The organism is Alteromonas sp. CNT1-28 (assembly GCF_022348345.1).
GTDB lineage: Bacteria > Pseudomonadota > Gammaproteobacteria > Enterobacterales > Alteromonadaceae > Alteromonas > Alteromonas macleodii.
Map to the genome: position 1 here is coordinate 1 of NZ_JAKREZ010000024.1, position 17,535 is coordinate 17,535.

The 17,535-nt window shown below is 42.9% G+C and carries 14 protein-coding genes; 6 read left to right on the forward strand and 8 right to left on the reverse strand.

Annotated features, from left to right (window positions below; all coding sequences use genetic code 11):
- Positions 1-111: 111 nt before the first annotated feature.
- The 3 genes from MHN02_RS14470 to MHN02_RS14480 all read right to left on the reverse strand — a co-directional run bounded on the left by MHN02_RS14470 (position 112) and on the right by MHN02_RS14480 (position 1,310).
- Positions 112-570 carry a DUF6194 family protein gene (locus tag MHN02_RS14470; RefSeq protein ID WP_239246903.1) on the reverse strand — a complete coding sequence of 153 codons (459 nt, stop codon included), beginning with the start codon at positions 568-570 and terminating at the stop codon, positions 112-114.
- Between the two features lie 76 nt (positions 571-646).
- Positions 647-967: a DUF1905 domain-containing protein gene (locus tag MHN02_RS14475; protein ID WP_239246905.1), complete on the reverse strand. Its 321-nt coding sequence runs from the start codon at positions 965-967 to the stop codon at positions 647-649.
- Complete coding sequence (locus tag MHN02_RS14480) at positions 948-1,310, reverse strand: hypothetical protein (RefSeq protein ID WP_239246907.1); 363 nt, start codon at positions 1,308-1,310, stop codon at positions 948-950. The genes MHN02_RS14475 and MHN02_RS14480 overlap by 20 nt, the downstream gene beginning before the upstream one ends.
- Before the next feature lie 88 nt (positions 1,311-1,398).
- On the opposite strand from MHN02_RS14480, the gene MHN02_RS14485 reads away from it, so the two are divergent.
- The 6 genes from MHN02_RS14485 to MHN02_RS14510 all read left to right on the forward strand — a co-directional run bounded on the left by MHN02_RS14485 (position 1,399) and on the right by MHN02_RS14510 (position 8,371).
- On the forward strand, positions 1,399-2,136 hold the full coding sequence (locus MHN02_RS14485; protein ID WP_272492255.1) for a WYL domain-containing protein: 738 nt from the start codon (positions 1,399-1,401) through the stop codon (positions 2,134-2,136).
- Positions 2,137-2,402: 266 nt separating this feature from the next.
- Positions 2,403-2,966: a recombinase family protein gene (locus tag MHN02_RS14490; RefSeq protein WP_239246911.1), complete on the forward strand. Its 564-nt coding sequence runs from the start codon at positions 2,403-2,405 to the stop codon at positions 2,964-2,966.
- A 3-nt stretch (positions 2,967-2,969) separates the two neighbouring features.
- Complete coding sequence (locus tag MHN02_RS14495) at positions 2,970-3,410, forward strand: hypothetical protein (protein ID WP_008468269.1); 441 nt, start codon at positions 2,970-2,972, stop codon at positions 3,408-3,410.
- Entirely contained in the window at positions 3,407-5,581 is a 2,175-nt protein-coding gene (locus MHN02_RS14500) for an AAA family ATPase (RefSeq protein ID WP_239246913.1), read from the forward strand. Before MHN02_RS14495 ends, MHN02_RS14500 begins: the two co-directional genes overlap by 4 nt.
- 370 nt (positions 5,582-5,951) lie before the next feature.
- Positions 5,952-6,905, forward strand: coding sequence for a hypothetical protein (locus tag MHN02_RS14505; RefSeq protein ID WP_101563268.1), 954 nt, complete (start codon positions 5,952-5,954; stop codon positions 6,903-6,905).
- A 179-nt stretch (positions 6,906-7,084) separates the two neighbouring features.
- Positions 7,085-8,371, forward strand: a complete 1,287-nt coding sequence (locus MHN02_RS14510; RefSeq protein WP_239246915.1) for a dienelactone hydrolase family protein — start codon at positions 7,085-7,087, stop codon at positions 8,369-8,371.
- A 73-nt stretch (positions 8,372-8,444) separates the two neighbouring features.
- Here the strand turns inward: MHN02_RS14510 and MHN02_RS14515 are convergent, their stop codons facing one another.
- The 5 genes from MHN02_RS14515 to MHN02_RS14535 form a co-directional block, all read right to left on the reverse strand.
- Positions 8,445-10,574 carry an alpha-galactosidase gene (locus MHN02_RS14515; RefSeq protein WP_239246917.1) on the reverse strand — a complete coding sequence of 710 codons (2,130 nt, stop codon included), beginning with the start codon at positions 10,572-10,574 and terminating at the stop codon, positions 8,445-8,447.
- A gap of 97 nt (positions 10,575-10,671) precedes the next feature.
- Positions 10,672-11,424 (reverse strand): SapC family protein, encoded by a 753-nt coding sequence (locus MHN02_RS14520; protein WP_239246920.1) that lies wholly within the window; start codon positions 11,422-11,424, stop codon positions 10,672-10,674.
- Positions 11,425-11,467: 43 nt separating this feature from the next.
- Positions 11,468-13,015 (reverse strand): tryptophan halogenase family protein, encoded by a 1,548-nt coding sequence (locus MHN02_RS14525; RefSeq protein ID WP_239246923.1) that lies wholly within the window; start codon positions 13,013-13,015, stop codon positions 11,468-11,470.
- Between the two features lie 24 nt (positions 13,016-13,039).
- Complete coding sequence (locus MHN02_RS14530; protein ID WP_239246926.1) at positions 13,040-14,494, reverse strand: SLC5 family protein; 1,455 nt, start codon at positions 14,492-14,494, stop codon at positions 13,040-13,042.
- Between the two features lie 66 nt (positions 14,495-14,560).
- Positions 14,561-17,305 (reverse strand): TonB-dependent receptor, encoded by a 2,745-nt coding sequence (locus tag MHN02_RS14535; RefSeq protein ID WP_239246929.1) that lies wholly within the window; start codon positions 17,303-17,305, stop codon positions 14,561-14,563.
- Positions 17,306-17,535: the final 230 nt, after the last annotated feature.

Genomic DNA, 17,535 nt, shown 5'->3' on the forward strand with positions numbered 1-17,535 from the left:
TACCTATTTTGTTTTGATTAAAGATTCGACACCTTTATCAAAACGGGTAACTCTCATCTTTTCAAGAAGAAGTGTCAGATTAAGTCGAGACTAATTCACATAGTGCAACTCTTATCGAGATTTCAATATCTTAGCACTGAATTTTGTTTTTGCGGTTGTATGGGCATCCGCAAGCATTGGTAATAACTCTTCGAATTTTGCGGATGACGGGTTAAGTATTTGCACCCAAGACATCCAACCATAAACAGGGTGGGGCATGAGTGTGTTCGCTTCGGTAAAATCGTGAGGACTTTGAATCACACCTCCCTTAGGGGGTCTTTTGGGGCGATCGCCAAATAACTCTTCGTACACTGTTTTTTTCAAAGCAAAACTTAATCTGAATACGCCTTCCCTATTCAGCCCAGATGCCTTATCGTTCTCCCCATCTTTTTCTTTCAAAGTGCAAAAGTAGATCCCATTAGGTAGGCGCTTTTCAGGATTGTAGAAAAGAGACGTTTCTCCCCAGCTTGCTTTTGGTGATAAGCCTTCAAACGAATCTGTTATTCTATTAATGATGTCTTTTGATTTCATTTAATTGATTCCGGCACATTTGATTGGTGACTAACCTTAAATTGATCCCATACATCTAAAGCCTACTTCTTTACACTCATATTTGAAGACCATCAATTATTTCAATATTGATACTGATTTCGTGATCTACTTCTAATAAGTTTTTCTGTCTGATAGCAGCCTTTATTGGAAGAAGATAAGAACATAATTTTGTGTCGTACCATAAAGACGTAGTCCATTTGTCAGAAGAAACAGTTACGTTGACTTTAAGTCGCCCCCAACTTGATTGAGAACAGCCATGCGCCATTTTGATGTGATCGGACAGAGAGCGGGGTAGTGTGACAAAGTACCAACCGCCCTTACCGCTATATCTCCATAAATTCGCATCAAAGTGATAGTTAATTTTCAGGTACCCCACCCATTTTTTCGTAGTACGAAAAAATCATAGATTGTTCATCCATCAATGCAAATACCTTCATTGCTTCTGGGTCTTGCATCGCTTTTTCACTTGCGGCTTTTGCTTGAGCTAAACTTGCCCATGTGATTAGGTCAAACCAACGTCCGTTTTCCTTGCTGTAATAAAACGTGCGTGACTTAAACCCCGGAAAAGTAGACGCAATATCATTCAAGCTCGCTATTGAATTTTGTTGAATGTCAAAAGGGACATCGTCTTTGTATTTAAAAGATACAATTTCAAAAACGTCTGCTTTGGTATTCATCGAAATGAATATAGCAACTAGCAGTATTATGTACTTCTTCATGATTTTTTCCTCTCTGTAGATTATTAACGTAAAGCATATAGTATAATGTGCCACTTTATGACACATTAAAGTTGGTGGGATCAAAAAAATGCCCAAGGGAAGCTTTCAAAATAAGAAACTCAGACAAGACGAGATAGTGAGTTGCTTGCGTTCCAGAAGTTACTGGACCACCGTGGATTTATGCAATCAAGTTGGCACTAGCCTTCGAACACTACGAAGAGATTTGGTTGAACTAAAAGAGATGGGTATTCCTATTGATTCAGATCGGGGAAGAGGTGGGGGAATTAGACTTGTTGGACGATGGGGACTTGGAAGATTACAAATGTCTTCAACCGAAGTTATTTCATTGCTTTTGGCACTTATCGTCGCAGAGCAACTCAAATCGCCAATTCTTATGGAGAATTTATCTTCAATAAGAAATCGTATTGCATCGGCATTTCCTTCCGAACAACAAATTAAAATCAACGAGTTGAGAGCGAGGATATTAGTTGGCAGCAAGGCATCCCAAAACGTATCACAGACATATACCATGCCAGATGAGACAATATTACCAGCAATATCTCAAGGCTTTATAGATTTAAAAAAGATCAAAATAAAATATGAATCTGAAGATAATGTAATAACGCATCGACTTATTGAACCCCAATTCATGCTTCTCAACTGGCCAATTTGGTACTTGGTTGCTTGGGATAATTTGAGGGAGGATGTTAGGGTGTTTCGAATTGACCGAGTCAAACACGCGGTATTGCAACGAGATGATTTCAGGTTAAAAAGCAGAAAACTACTAATTGGAGATGAACTAGACCCTTATTTTAATAGGTTATAACTTGTAGTAGTTCAGATTTTACTAGCGAATTTCTTTCAGATAAATACTCAACTGATCAAATCTAATCGGGCGCGATTGCAAAACTCGCTGCCCAAGCGACTTTCCAGAATATCATTTGCGCATTCAATTATCCATAGATTGCTATTTGTTACTAAACTAGCATGATTAAATTAGTTCATGAACTAAAAACTATTATAAATAATACGTTCATAGACTATTATAAATGTACTAAAGTTATACCTTAGGTTCACGTAAAGAGGCTGGAGATGGCGTTAATAGGGTATGCGAGGGTTAGCACGCAGGAGCAAGATCTTGAAGCTCAAGTTGCAGCATTAGAGCGTCATGGCTGCGAGAAGATATTCTCTGGCAAGCAAAGCGGTAACTCTTTGGATAATGTAAAAAAATTTGACGATCTTCTCGACTACATCCGTGAAGGAGATGTTGTATGCGTTACGAAGCTTGATCGTTTGGGCAGAAGCCTCAAAGGGATCATGACCGCAATAGATGGTATCCATTCAAAAGGTGCTGCTCTTACAACGCTTGATGGAGTTATTAACAGTGCGGATGATTCGCCTTTTGGAAAAGCTGTTCTTCATGTTATTGCCGTTTTTGCCGAATTAAACAAAAGCCTAATCATCAAAAATACGACTGAAGGCCGTGAGCGGGCTATTGCTCAGGGGAAGCATATGGGCAGGCCAAAGACTATTTCTGATTCGGATAGGGAAAAGATCCGAAAGTTAGTGCAATCAAAACAGAAGTCACAGAACCAACTCTCAAAGGAGTATGGCGTTAGCAGGACGACGATAAGACGCATCGTCGAGGGGAGTTAATATATGAGTAAAGAAAGAGGTCAACGTAACAGAGACTTATTCCTTGGCTGGGTGGCTGAAATGAAATCAAAAGAGTTGCCTAACTGGTTGGATTATTGGCATGGCGATACGTTAAGTCCCAAAAAAATTGCTGATGAGCTTGGTTTTGATTCCTCTGCATTTAAGGAAAAAAGAAATAAAAAGCTCTTTGATTTGTTGCAAGAACTTAAACAAGAACTTGCTACCTCCGGTGTGTACCAGCAACGTAAGAAAAACCTGCCTCTCGATAAGGAGATCATTGATGTATCGAAAGAAACTGACGAAGACATCAAAGATAGCGCTAAAGTCAGAGACCTAAAAAGAACAAACCGAAGACTACAAAACGAAAACGCTAAGTTAGCTGCCGAAGTTGCCAAGCTATCTGAATTTAAAGATGTACTGATTGAAATGGGCTTGTGGAAATGAAGAGTAGTGCTTATCTGGTAAGGATCACCAGAATATACCAGTACCACCCGGATAATGTCCGGCTGGGAGCTGTTTTTGTTAACCACAAAGCAGGTGCGCATCGTATTGAGATTCTGACTACTCAAGAAAAGTTAAATATTGATCCGAAAGTCGGGCAGCAATGGAAAATTCTCAAAGAGCAAAATTTCAGTATTAGGCAACAACAAGTAAGTACGGGTGGTTATGTTGATGTCTGGCGCTTTATGGAGCCGACACTGAAATGTGTTATGCCTGATAATAGCCTTGGCTTTGTAACTTTTTTAAGCACTGAGAAAACGTTTGAAGGCATAGGTAAGGTAAGCGCACAATTTCTTTGGAATGAATTTAGAAGCGATATATTTAACATACTTGAATGTGATAAATATGCGCCATACGAACAAGACCAGTCAATAACGAATTTTCAAGCTGTCAGGAATGTTCTGCTTGGTGATAAAGCCGTGCATGGATTATGGGCTGGCTATAAAGAGTATTCCAACTTAAAACACTCAGCTCAATTGGTTGAGTGGGAAATAGAAGCCCCTATCCAGCGGCAGTTATTCAGATTTGCAGATCAGGATGCGATCAATTTTCTTACGCAGAACCCATACCGCTTATTTTCACTGGGGATGCGATTTAACAAGGTAGACGCTATCGCTCAAAAACATTTCGGTATCAAACAGGATGATGAAGTCAGACTGGTAGCAATCGTTGAACAAGCATTGATATTATGGAGCGATCAAGGCAATACGGTTGCAGATTGGCAAGATATTGAATCGTATGTTTCTAAGCTGTTGAACAAAGACCAACGGCTAGTTGCAAGGGCAAGTGAGCTAGATGGCGATATCATAGGATTTGTTAAGCAAAACAACCAATATTATGTTTCAGGCAATTATATATTTGAGAAAACGATAGCCAAGCGTTTTGGTAACCTCAGAAAATCAAACAACCGTTGGTCGAGCGAGTTGGAAGATGCATTCAGGACCTCGTTCCCTGCCGATTGGCCCATTGAAAAAGCACAAGAACGTGCAGTAAGGACGGCATTAGTCAGTCACGTCTTTGCGCTAACTGGAGGAGCTGGAACAGGTAAAACAACGACTACTAAGCTTATTGTAAATGCTTATCAAAAATTAGGTTATACGATATACCCCGTTGCGTTATCTGGGAAGGCAGCCCGTAGGCTTCAACAATCAATCGGTAATGAAACGAAGACGATTGCAAAACTGTTACGAGAAACTGATCTTGATGAAGATAAGGCGGTACTGCTTGTGGATGAAGCCTCTATGTTGGATGCATATACCATGTGGCGTTTGGTTACTTTGTTTTCTGATAAGGTTCGAATCTTGTTAATTGGTGATCCTTATCAGCTTCCACCGATTAATGCGGGTTTCATTTTAAATGATGTCATTAAAAGCGGTGTAATAAACCATGTAGAACTTGATGTCGTGAAACGACAGGGAGCTGATAGTAGTGTGCCTGCATATTCCAATGCTATAAGGCACGGCATAATGCCAGAGTCATTAACTACCGCTGATATTACGTTCCATGAATCAACAGGTGATATTCTGCAAGACGCAGTAACTGCGTATTCTGAGTATAACAACGCCATGATAGTCGCTCCCACCAATAATACGGTAAGAAAAGCAAACATCATCCTGCAAGGTGTTGTGAATCCTAATAGCAAGCTTCTTGACCTTACGGATATGCCAATTACCAAAGGAAGCTACGATTTCAGGGAAAGTGACCCGATTGTCATTACCCTAACCAGTCATAAACACGATGTTCAGAATGGTACATTGGGGGTCATAAAGAGTGCTGAACCTACTGATGAATATGCTTGTGTAATTGAACTTGAAGACCTTGATGAAAAAGGTAACAAACGTGTGCTGAAAGTGGATTGGCAATTATTTGAATATATCGATCTTGCTTACTGCTTAACCTTACATAAATTGCAGGGGTCACAAGCTCCTAATGTGATTGTATTGCTTGAACGAGGAAGGCTGCTTGACCGTAGTTGGTTGTATACGGCTGTGACAAGAGCAGAAGATAAAGTGCATATTATTGGCAAGGAAACGGATTTTCGTTATGGTGTTCACAAACAAGGCGCAGTTGATACTCGCAAAACCGCCTTGGCAGAAATGTTGAAAAATGTTTAAACTTAACCGTAATTGGTGGAAAATAGCGCAGTTTATCTACATTGTTGTGTTTTAATGTTTAAAAGTAAATTAGGGTCACTTTGCAAAATCTATTGCTAGTAAAGGGTTTTGTTTCTGTACTGCCCCTGAATTTGTCTAGCTTGTCTTAGATAACCGTTTTAAGCAAAAACAGTTCACGAGTTGAAAATATTCTAAGAGCCGCTTTAATAGCGGCTCTTTTTTTGAGCTAAGTTCGCCCAATTATGAGATTGGTGCCCGCCATTCTTCCCCCGATTACCTTAAAATAATTTCATCATATTCCCATTGTTGTTTTCCCATAAACGCGATGAGTGAGCTTTAAGAATTACGTGTAAAAGGTTGGGTTTTTGCAGTGTCAGTAGTAGTAACCTTGGTGGCTTTTGTTTTGTTGTGTCTTAAAAGCAGCGTGTTGTTTGCGCAAACAGACGGCGAATGTGAAGGGGAAAGCTGCGCCTCCAAAAAGCCTACAGTAGTATGGTTGCGACCACCCGAGCTTGGAATTGAAGGCAGTGGTGTCAGTATCACTTCAGGGCCGATCTATGACGTCATGGCGTACCTCTCTACACACCTGCATAACTACGACCACCAATTTGAAGCTTATCCGGTTAAACGCGCATGGTCGTTGGTACAGCATCAACAATCCGCACAAAAAGTGTATTGTTTTTATGGCGCCGCTTACCAAGAAGAACGCGCTGAGTGGGGATATTACTCCCAGCCAACCTCTATAAACTTACCGCTACTCATTGTTGCAAGAAAAGCGCTTCAGCCTTCATTGAAAAATGAATTAGATACCGCGCAGTCTCAGCCAACGCAGGGATATTTTGAGTCCATTTCTTTACGCGCTCTGCTTCAGCAAAATTTGAGAACGGTACTCTACAACGATGTGAATAACGTATACGCCGATACTGTTGAGCAATGGGCTACAAAAAACAATGTGGTTCGTTTAAATGGGTTAGGCAAAGACTTAGGCATGCATACCATTGCCCTACTGGAAAGTGGAAGAATAGACTTTGGCTATGTAGGGCACCGCGAGCTTTCAGCATTACCAGAAGAAGAACTCGATGCGCTTAATGTTTATCAAATCAGTGAACTGTCCCAGCAGCTAAGAGGAACAAAGCGCTTACTGTGTTCTAAGAGTGAGCTAGGACAAGCGGTAACGAGTGATCTAGACAGCGCGCTAACTCACATTACATCTACGCCTATGAAAAGCCAAACCTTAAGAGACATTAACTTTGTGGCAGATGGATACCCTTTATTTCTTAAACCGCTTTTTGATGAAAGGTGGAAGCAATACCTTTCAAACTGAAGGCTTTCAAGGTTTTACGTTTTACCATTACTTTCACGACAATTCATGCGTAAAGCAGCCTATTTTATTACCTCCCCTTATTCTTCTTAATCAACAATAATAATAGTGTTTGGCTTGTGCGATACCCGTGACGAGGTATTATAAATTTGCCTGTTAATAGCGAGAAAATTACCCAAATTATGAAAACGTTATCCCTGCTTTTTGGCGGTGCTGCTTTGGTTTCAGCGACCGCGGCCATATCTCCTTCGGTATCAGCTACTCAAACGCTTTATAAGCCGTTTCCAGCCGACGTAATGCCATCGTTAAGTGAGAAAGGTAACTATGATGTTGGCGTAAAGACAATCGAAGCGGCTTATCCTGTTAAAGTAAAAGACATTGCTGGTAATGAAGTCGAGCGATCACTTACTTTGGAGGTTTGGTATCCTGCAGCAAGCTCGGCTCAAAAGGCCACGTATATTAATGAAACAAGAAGTGGTCAGGTGTTTGAGGTACAAGCTGATGCAAGCCGTGATGCGCCTATAGCCGCTGCTGACACTGATTTTCCGGTAATAGTTATCTCTCATGGTTATACCGGTTACCGCACCCTTATGTTTTATTTAGGCGAACACCTCGCGTCTCACGGTTATGTAGTAGCGGCAATCGACCACACAGATTCCACAAACAAAGATGTTAATTTTGCAGAAAATCCGTATTCAGGTTTTCCAAGTACGTTATTAAATCGTTCACGAGACCAAGTTCTTACTTTGAACAGCATCAGCGAAAATACCTTTTTTAAAGAGAGTGTGGATGCGAGCAAAGCGGGAGTGATTGGCTATTCAATGGGGGGCTACGGCGCAGTTAGCACGGTAGGAGGATGCTATGCTTTTAACGACCAAACCGCTGCAACCTTCACTGGAACACAAGATCCTAAAGCGGCGGCGTTAATAAAAGAAGCGCTTAACACCTGCGCAGGTGGCAAGGCCAGTAGCGAAGAAGCATTACCAGCCTGGAAAGCGGCGCTAGCACTGGCGCCATGGGGCGGGCAACATCAGCTATTTGATGTGCAATCGCTAAACAATATTAAAGTTCCTGTTCTTTATGTTGCTGGGGATAACGACGATATTTCTGGCTACGACGGTATAAAGTGGTTATTCGATAATACCGGCAGTAAAGAATCTAAGTTACTAACCATTAAGAATGCACGCCACAATGTTGCACCTCACCCTGCACCTAAAGAAGCTTATGGCAGTGAATTTGATTTGGGAAGTTACATTGAGCCGGCATGGGAAGTGCAAAAGCTTAATGCCATTAACGAGCATTTTGCGCTTGCGCTTATGAACTGCCATGTGAAAGGTTTAAAAGATGATTGTGAATACCTGAACGTGAGTGGCAGTAGTGCCCAAGTACCCGTAGATGGCAAAAAGCCAGAGCCTTGGAAAGGGTTTGACGATCGCTGGGCGTTAGGCTTGGAGATGCAAAGCAAGTAAGCACCACAAAAAAGCGAGCAGCGGCGTAACAACGCTTAGCTCGCTTTAGCTTCTAGCTTTCGAGTCTTCAGCTCTATACCGCTTTAACGGTATAGATCAATGCAGTTTGTGGGAAGAGCACCGGCAGCTGCATACCGTATTTCATCAATACTTCGCCAGAGAATACTTGCCCTTCAGTTTGTTGCAAAATAGACGGGGTGTATTCTTTTAGCTTTTCAGGCCAAACACGCTCTATGGTGTATTGTTTGTTAGCATCAAGACCTGCAAAGTAGAAGCGGTTTGGCGTAGTACGAACAGTTTCCATAACGCTGTTATATGCAAAAATACCTTCTTGCTTGTCTTTAGACACATAACCAAATTTTACGTTCATGCCGTCATCGTCCATGCGGAAAAGGTCGCCGCCGTGGGTGATATGACGATACTTTTTGTAAAGTGAAATAGCGTCGGTAAGCACGCTTTGCTCGTGGTCGGTAAGTTCACGTGGGTCCATCTCTATACCCATATGGCCAAACAAGGCTACTGCCGAGCGAATCTCAATAGGTAAGTGTCTACCCGTTATATGGCAGTCGCGCGGGCCAACGTGTGCTCCCATTACTTCAGACGGGAAGAAATAAGAACAACCACGCTGAATATACAAACGGTCTAGTGCGTCGTTAGAATCCGACGTCCAGAAACGATCTGTGTATGGCAAAATACCTAAATCTACACGGCCGCCTCCTGAACAACAGCTTTCTATCTCAATGCCTGGCTTCGCTGCCTTAACGCGGTCTATTAAGCTGTAAAGCGCAGCCATTTGACCATGCATCGCAGGTTTACCGTGAAGGTTGCCGGGGTGGTTTACGTCGCGGTTCATGTCCCATTTGATGTAGCTGATTTTTGGGTAGGCTTTCAGTACATCGGTAATTACAGTATACAAATACTCAACCACTTCGGGGTTGGTTAAATCCAATACGTACTGATTTCTGAAGCCAACATGAGGGTTGTTTTCGGTTTGCAACGCCCATTCGGGGTGTGCACGATACAAATCACTATCGGGGTTAACCATTTCGGGTTCAAACCAGATGCCGAATTCCATACCAAGTCCGGTAACGTGGTCAATTAAGCCATCTAGCCCTTCTGGATAGATAGCCTCATCCACAAACCAGTCGCCCAACCCTGCTTTATCGTGACGACGGCCTTTAAACCACCCGTCATCCAATACAAATCGCTCAATACCAAGTGGTGCCACTTTGTCAGCAAGCGCCTTTAACGTGTCTTCTTTGTGGTCGAAGTATATGCCTTCCCATGTGTTGTAGTGTACTGGGCGTGGCTTTGACGCGGCGCTGTGGTTTAACACTTTACTACGAATAAAATTGTGGAACTGCTGTGAGAGAGAAGAGAAACCTTCACAGCCGTAGCCGGTATAAAGCACGGGGGACGTATAGCTTTCACCCGCGTTAAGTACCACTTCGCCAGGGAACAGCAATTCACCGAATTGAACATAGCTTCTGCCATCAGCCATAAGCTCAGCGCGAAGTTTATGATTTGCTGAAGCGCCTAGGTGGTAACCGAAACACTCACCCTGAAGTTCGCCTGTTCCTTGTGAAAAGGCGATCAGACCAGGGAAGGTGTCATGAGAGGTTTTGCCTCGACGATTTTCACGTACATAACTTCCAAAGAACAAGTCATGATCCTTGGTTTGAAACTCGGCCGACCAGCGGCCTTCAAACGTTTTGATTTTGCTCACTGTAGTAGGCAAGGGCAGGGTTGCGGCGTTCAGATAGCCCAAATTGAAAGGTGTTTTACCACTGTTCTCGATACGAGAAACGTACTTAACGACACTGGTTTCATCATCGAGCTCAACGGTGGTGATAAGACGCATGCCGCGACGAGCGTCTTCACCAACAAAAGCGACAGACTGTGCGTCTTGATTTACTTCGGTTAGAACAAAACCTGCTGACCACTGGTCGGCATCGCCAAACACCTCTAGTCCTGGTTGACCCGTCCATCCATCACCATGGGTCGGTACTAATGAAATGGGCGGTTCAATTACAGGGGCGCATTTTGCTTCTTGGCGCGTATTTAAAACGCTCAGCATTTCTGGCGTTGTACTGTCGCTTAATGGCGCACCATAGTAAATGACTTTGGGCATACGACCCTGGCAGTCGAATATTAATGTGGCTTTTTCGTTCGACAGGCGAACAAATGATATGAATGACGACATAAAAACCTCATTTTACATGCCTAAATTTCTATAGCGCATGTTGTTTAAAGAAAAGATGATTGATGTGTACAGCAGAAGCATCTGTACAGTTCTTGATTTACAACGAGTTATCGAGCTTAATACCCACCTTCATAGCAGGGTCGTCGAATGATTGGGTTAGTTGCACCAATCTATTGTATTGCCGTAGCGATAGAAGTAGGGCGTTTATCGCCATTGATATACCTTCTTTGTGAAACTGCAATACGGTGTCAGCTTCAAGTTGGGCATACTTTTCTTCATTGATGGAATAGAGCCCATCTGTATGAAAACTTAGCCCAGATTGTCGCGTTATAGTGACGGAAAGTGGAGATAAGAGATCGTGCTGCTTTAAAATACTCACAAAGGCAGCGGCTTGCTCTTGCCCAGCTAACAGCGTGGCTAAATTTTCTTGCTGCTGCTTAAGGATTGTTGTTGGTTGTCCATCTGATGAAAAAAGTTTAGCGCCTTCACCTGAGAGTTTGGTAAGTCGGTGAGACGATTCATCGATGAGTACATTTACGCGATTGCCTTCTATAGTAAAGTTGAATGGGTAACATTGAATACTCAATGGTACGGCATGACCTAGCCATCGTTCTTCACCGCAATAAACATTGCCTAATTCCTCAATACCAACACAACATGCCAGCGTTAGCGTTTCGTCATTCCCGCTTTTCACTAAAACCAATGGCATACAACCACTTAGCGATGCGATTTCGTTAAATCCTATATTGACTAGTTTGAAATCTTTAGCGTGGCTAAATGATGAGTCATCAATCAATCTGATGTCATTATGCTTGGTTGGATCAAGATGAACGTATTGCGGTTTCGACATAATATTTCCACTGAATTTATTAACTACGCTGAGCCAATTGAGCCTAGTAAAAACTTTCTATAAGGCCTCGATGTGAAGGCATTCGCGACTTTAACTGTTTTATCAAAGCTTGGTTTAGGGACAGTTGTTTGTCGGCAAATTCTGCGTGTTTTAAGGTGCGCCGATAAGTGCTGGCAGAATTGATATTACTGTTGCTGTTCAGCATGCCATAGAGAATGTAGCGGTAACTCTGTGCACTAAATGTATCGCTACTTTTCGAGAAGTCGCTGTCCAAAATTGGTCGGAATTGCCATTCTTTTAACAACGATAAGAGTCTCGGAGGAATTGACTGCTCAAGTCGATTAACCTTCCAAAAAGCTGCATTATTATTGCTAAGTACATAGTGAAGTTTTAAAAAATCGATGGCGCTTTCCCACATGCCCTGTAGCTGTTCATTGAAGCGATGTTCAACGTGAGGCATAACCTGCGTGTTTGCTGGTAACTGCTCGGCAAGGAGAGTGGCGCTTTGCTCTATCAGCATAAGTGACGAGGCTTCTAAAGGCTCTAAGAAACCACTGGAAAGTCCAATGGCGACACAGTTTTTTTCCCAAAACTTACGTCTAAAACCGGTACTAAAGCGTATTTCGCGAAACGCAGATTTATCCACGGGGGCGTTAGTATATTGGGCTAAATATTTTGCAAAGGTATCTCTAGCAGCATCATCAGATTGATGTTTACTGCTATATACATACCCAGTTCCCCTGCGATGTTGAAGTGCAATATCCCATATCCAACCGGCTTCTTGTGCCGTGGATTGTGTATAACATGCTATCGGAGCGTTTGTATCTTCATACGACATTTGGCATACGAGAGCTCTGTCAGAAAAGAGATACCGAGACGCGTCGACCAACTCAACGCTCAAGGCCTTTTCAATCAGCAAGCTACTGAAGCCTGAACAATCTATATATAGTTCAGCTGTAAGGTTTCCGCTGTTGCGCGTTTCAACAGATCCAATACCATTTTCGTTTGGATTCACGGATATCACATCGTCGACGATACGTCGAACGCCAAGCTTCTGTGTGCAATGCGTTCGAATTAGATCAATAAATTGCCCAGCGTCTAGATGATATCCATAGTTTGCAACAAATGACTGATTTGGATGCGCAGATATTTTAGGAGCCAAACCGGCTTCGCAAAGTTCGGGCTGAAAGCAAACATCGTTAGCATATTGCCCCTTCTTATCCTGAGAAGAGAGCCAATATGGCGTGATATCTAAATTAGCAGAGCCTTGGGGCGCGCTGAATGGATGATAATAGGCATTGCCCATCTCGTTTTTGTGCCAGTTAACAAATTTACTGGCTTGCTTAAACGTTGCTCCTGCACGCTTGATTAGGTCAGCCTCAGGTATACCAATCTTGGACAAGGTACGTCGCATAGTAGGCCACGTGCTTTCACCAACCCCGATGGGATGAACGGTATCCGACTCAACGACAGTAACAGTCAGTTTATTACTGTCTTTATCGGGTTCACTGTGAGTGGCAGCAAGGAGGCCTGCAGTAAGCCAACCAGCAGTGCCGCCACCAACGATAATTATCCGATTAATCTGAGACATACAATAAAAGAGTAACCTAACCTTTTAGCCGTGTGCTGGTTCGTTTTCTATCAAACGTCCACGCCACTGCGCGCTTTGCTTAAACACCAGCCTATTCAATATAAGGGCAAGAGCAATACAGCAAACCAGAGTAACCAGCATCAAATGAATGTAATGCAGGCCGAAAGGTGCGTGCACGAAGCTAAAGTAAGCATACAGACCTACACCGAAAACAACGGCCGCTATTCCAGCGTTGGCATTTACATTATTAAATAACAAGCCAACGATAAATATGGACAGAATAGGCATACTTAACAAACCAAATAGCTGTTGAAGTAAATTGATTATGCTTTCTGCTTGCGCATAAACCGGGACCATGAGAAGCGATACTATGGTAAGCGCTGCTGTTACAAAGCCGCTCAAGCGGGCAACATGTGGCTTCTTCTGTATATAAGCTTCATGTATATCACAAACATATAATGCCGTGGCAGAATTGAGGTTACTGTTATAAGTGGTGAGTACCGCCGCAGCAATAGCCGCTGCAAACACGCCAGATAACCAACTTGGTAACACGTCACCTACTAACGTGCCGTATGCAACATCGTTAATATCTCCATAAAGCTTATATGAAATGATGCCAGGAACTACGATGATGGTTGGAACTACGATAAAGCGAATGACTGCCGCTGCGTACACGCCTTTTTGTGCTTCCTTTAAATTAGGTGCAGCCATTGCACGCTGAGTAATAACCTGATTAGTGCTCCAGTAAAAGGTCTGGATAAACACCATACCCGTTAACAACGTGTGCCATGGAAGCGGGGAATCGTTATCGCCAATTAAGGTAAGGCGCTCGGCAGGTATGCCCGAGAAATCAAAATCGATGGCAAAAAGTGCAAGAACGACTACAACGATAGCCATAGTAAGAAGCAAAACGCCAGAATAGGTATCTGAAACTGCAACCGCGCGAAGACCACCAAAGATGGCGTAGAAAGCCCCAATCAATGCAAAGGCAGTGGCAACGTACATCAGTGGAATGTCTACATTGAACATAGTAATCATGAACAATGAGCCTGTGTAGATAACCGCAGGCATAAAGATAAGACTGCTTCCTAGGAAAAAAAGAAGGCCTATTAGCGCGCGTATATGCTTGTTGTTATAGCGCATTTCCAGTAACTCAGTGGTTGTGGTGCACTGATAATGGTAATAGACGGGAAGAAATACTCTAGCCAGAATGATAAGGCCGGCAACCGCCGCAAATTCCCACCACGCAAGCAGTGCCATTTGGTTACCGTTCATCCCTACAAGTGAATCGGTACTTAAGTTTGTTAGTGTGATTGAGCCCGCGACGTAAATCCATGTTAGTCCGCCGCCAGCTAAAAAATATTCTTTGTTTTCGTTGGCTTTACTATGCCCATGACCGCGACACTTTAGGTAAGTAAGAAGTCCGATAAGTGCGGTAATGAAAATAAAAACGACAAGTTGGGTTAAGCTGCCTGACACGAAAAACTCCTCAGCAGAATAAAGACAAAAGGGGGCAACAGCGCCCCCTTGTTATACTAGTTGCTATTAAAAGCTAGCACGAACACCGACGGCGTAACGCGCACCGTCAGCAACTTGTTGAACGAATTGTTCTGACAAGCGACCACGACGCGTTAGCTCTTCATCGGTAATATTAATACCTTCAAAGAATACCGTAACTGACTCTGTTACATCGTAACTTACACTCATATCAACTTGGGTGTAAGTCTCAGTGAAACGAGGCTCAGTACCGCCTAACGTGCTTACAGCTTCTTGCATGAAGGTTTCACGATTGTTCAGTGCCACACGCGCTTGGAACGCATCTTTTTCGTAGAACAATGTAATGTTTTGTGAGTTACCTAAACCTGGCAGGCTAAATTCAGCATCTGAATTAGCGATAGTAGCATTAGCTTGAATACCAAAACCGTTTTCAAGCGTGTGCAACCAAGCTAGCTCTAAACCTTCAACTCCAAGAGTATCGCCGTTGCGAGGACGAAGTACACTAAATACATACTCGCCGCTATCTAGGGAAAGAGACTCATCAGCAACATCGCCCGCAATAAAGTCTTCTACTTCTTTGTTAAAGGCTGCAGCTGAGAAATAGCTAGTATCATCGTAGTACCATTCTAACGACACGTCCCAGCTGGTGGCTTTATATGGCTTCAGTTCAGTGTTACCCGCTTGTGCTTGTAAGTTACCTGGACGGCTTGAAGTCACATTGAACACAGGGACTAAGTCATCCATCATTGGACGGGTTAGCGTTTCTGAGAATGCATATCGTAGGTATAAATCGTCTGTTAACTGTAACTTAACGTTTAAGTTAGGTAGCAGCGAAGAATAGCTATTTTTCTCATTAACTGGTGCGCCGACTTCTGTTTCATAAACCACATTAAGGTCAGACGGATCGTTAGGGATAGGCTGAAGATCTCTTACAATTTGACTTGTTCCATCAACTGAAGTGTCAGTCTCGCTGTAACGGAAGCCAAAGTTAACATCAAGTGGCATGTCTGAGATTTCGGTAGTGAAGTAGAATTGAGCGTATGCACTTAGAACTTCTTCACTCACTACGAATGAGTCGTTGCTTGGTTGCGGGTTGCCGATATTTGTTGCGTCAATCGCTGCGCGAACATCATCGAATGATTGACCTGTAGCGTCAGCAATTTGCTGTACTGCTGCATCAGACGTTGCGTAGTCAAAGAACGCTTCAGGATCGTAGGTAAGCCACTGATTAGGCACACCGCCGAAGTAGTTCTGTGCAGTAAATACACTTAAAAGTTCATCAGGGAAGTCAAAATTGTAGCCGCAATAAACGTTACAACCTGAAGCGAACAAGCGAGTATTAGATTTTTCACGATCTTGGAAGTAAATACCAAAATCTGCTTTGTGGAATGCATTGTCTGAATCAGGTACCCAAGTGAAGTCTGCACGGTACTCACTGATGGTATCTTCCGTGTCAAAACCGTTGCGTTCGTTATAGTGCATGCGGCCTAGCGACGGTGTTTGCAAAGCGGCATCACCACCGGCAACAGTCAATGATGGGGTAGCACCTGTGAAGTCTACACTGTATTCATTGTTGTAACCCACAACAGTGAAGAAGTTGTCGCCACCACTGCTGTCTTCGGCAGTTGAAGTTGAGATATCAATGTTTGCAGTTAAGTTGTCGTTTACTAACCATTCAAAGTTTGCACCGAATGCTTGGATTTCAACGTCTCGACCATAGCGGCGACGGATAAAGTCAGTTGCACCACCTACACCTTCTACAATAGTACTTGTTACACCAGTTAGGCTGCCATTATCGTTGAAAGACATGTTGTCGAGGTTACTGTCTGTGAACCAATGACCAACACTGTGCGCGTCTGAGTCAACTTCAAACTTAGAGTAAAGGCCATCTAAGGTAAGCGTCATGTCATCGTTAGGAGCGTACTGAACAACAAGGTTGCCAGATGTTCTTTCGCGATCGACTAAATCAACGATTTGGTCAAAGTTCTGTGGGACGTATACATTTCTGTATTGTGCATTGTCTGCGTATTCAGGGTTGTCCAGTTCTGAACGATCAGTAATGTCTACCCCTGGACGCCAGTAGCGCGTTTCTAGCATGTTTGTTTGTAGCTTACGCTGTTGAAATGATGCAGCAGCTAACACACCTAATTTACCATCCATAAAGGTATTGGTAATTAAGCCCGACATTTGTGGCGTTGTTTCTTCAGAAATGTCTTCGTACATGCCTTTTACACTTGCAACGGCCTTGAAGCCGTCAAATGCGAATGGGCGAGCAGTTGTGATTTCTACGGTTGAACCGATACCACCTTCTTGCATAGAAGCGAGAGGGCTCTTGTAAACTTTTGCACCGCTAATAAGTTCAGCTGGAAGCGTATCGAAACTAAAAGCACGACCTTGGTTTTCTGTAGCAATTTGGCGGCCGTTAACAAGTACGGTGTTAAAATCTGGGCCGAAACCACGCACAGTAATAAATTGACCTTCACCACCTGAACGATCAATGGCAACACCAGTAATTCTTTGTAGTGATTCAGCTACGTTTTGGTCTGGAAATTTACCTAGGTCTTCAGCCGTAATACCGTCGTAAACAACATCAGATGCTTTCTTATCTAGCATTGATGCTTTCAGAGAGCTGGTAAAACCTTTAACTTCGATAACTTCCACTTCTTTATCAGTAGCAGTAGCTGCTTCCTGTGCCAGTGAAATAGGGGCATGTAGGGCAGAGGCGATAGCAACACCTAAAAGTGAGCGTTTCGCGATAGGGCCTAACTGTGATGTGTTAATTTTATGTGTCACTGTGTTTTCTCCGTGAGTAGGCTACGTTTTAACGTACTTTGCACTTAAATTACGTTTTTAGTATGTGCGGATCAAGCTTATTAACAATACTTTTACACATTTAACGTTATATTTTCGTGATTATTATTTGTAACTTTATGAAAAATATAGCGTTTCTGATTTAAGGTAAAAGGTGAAACGTTTACCTTGGATCTAATACTAGCACAAAATGACAATGTAATTACAATGTT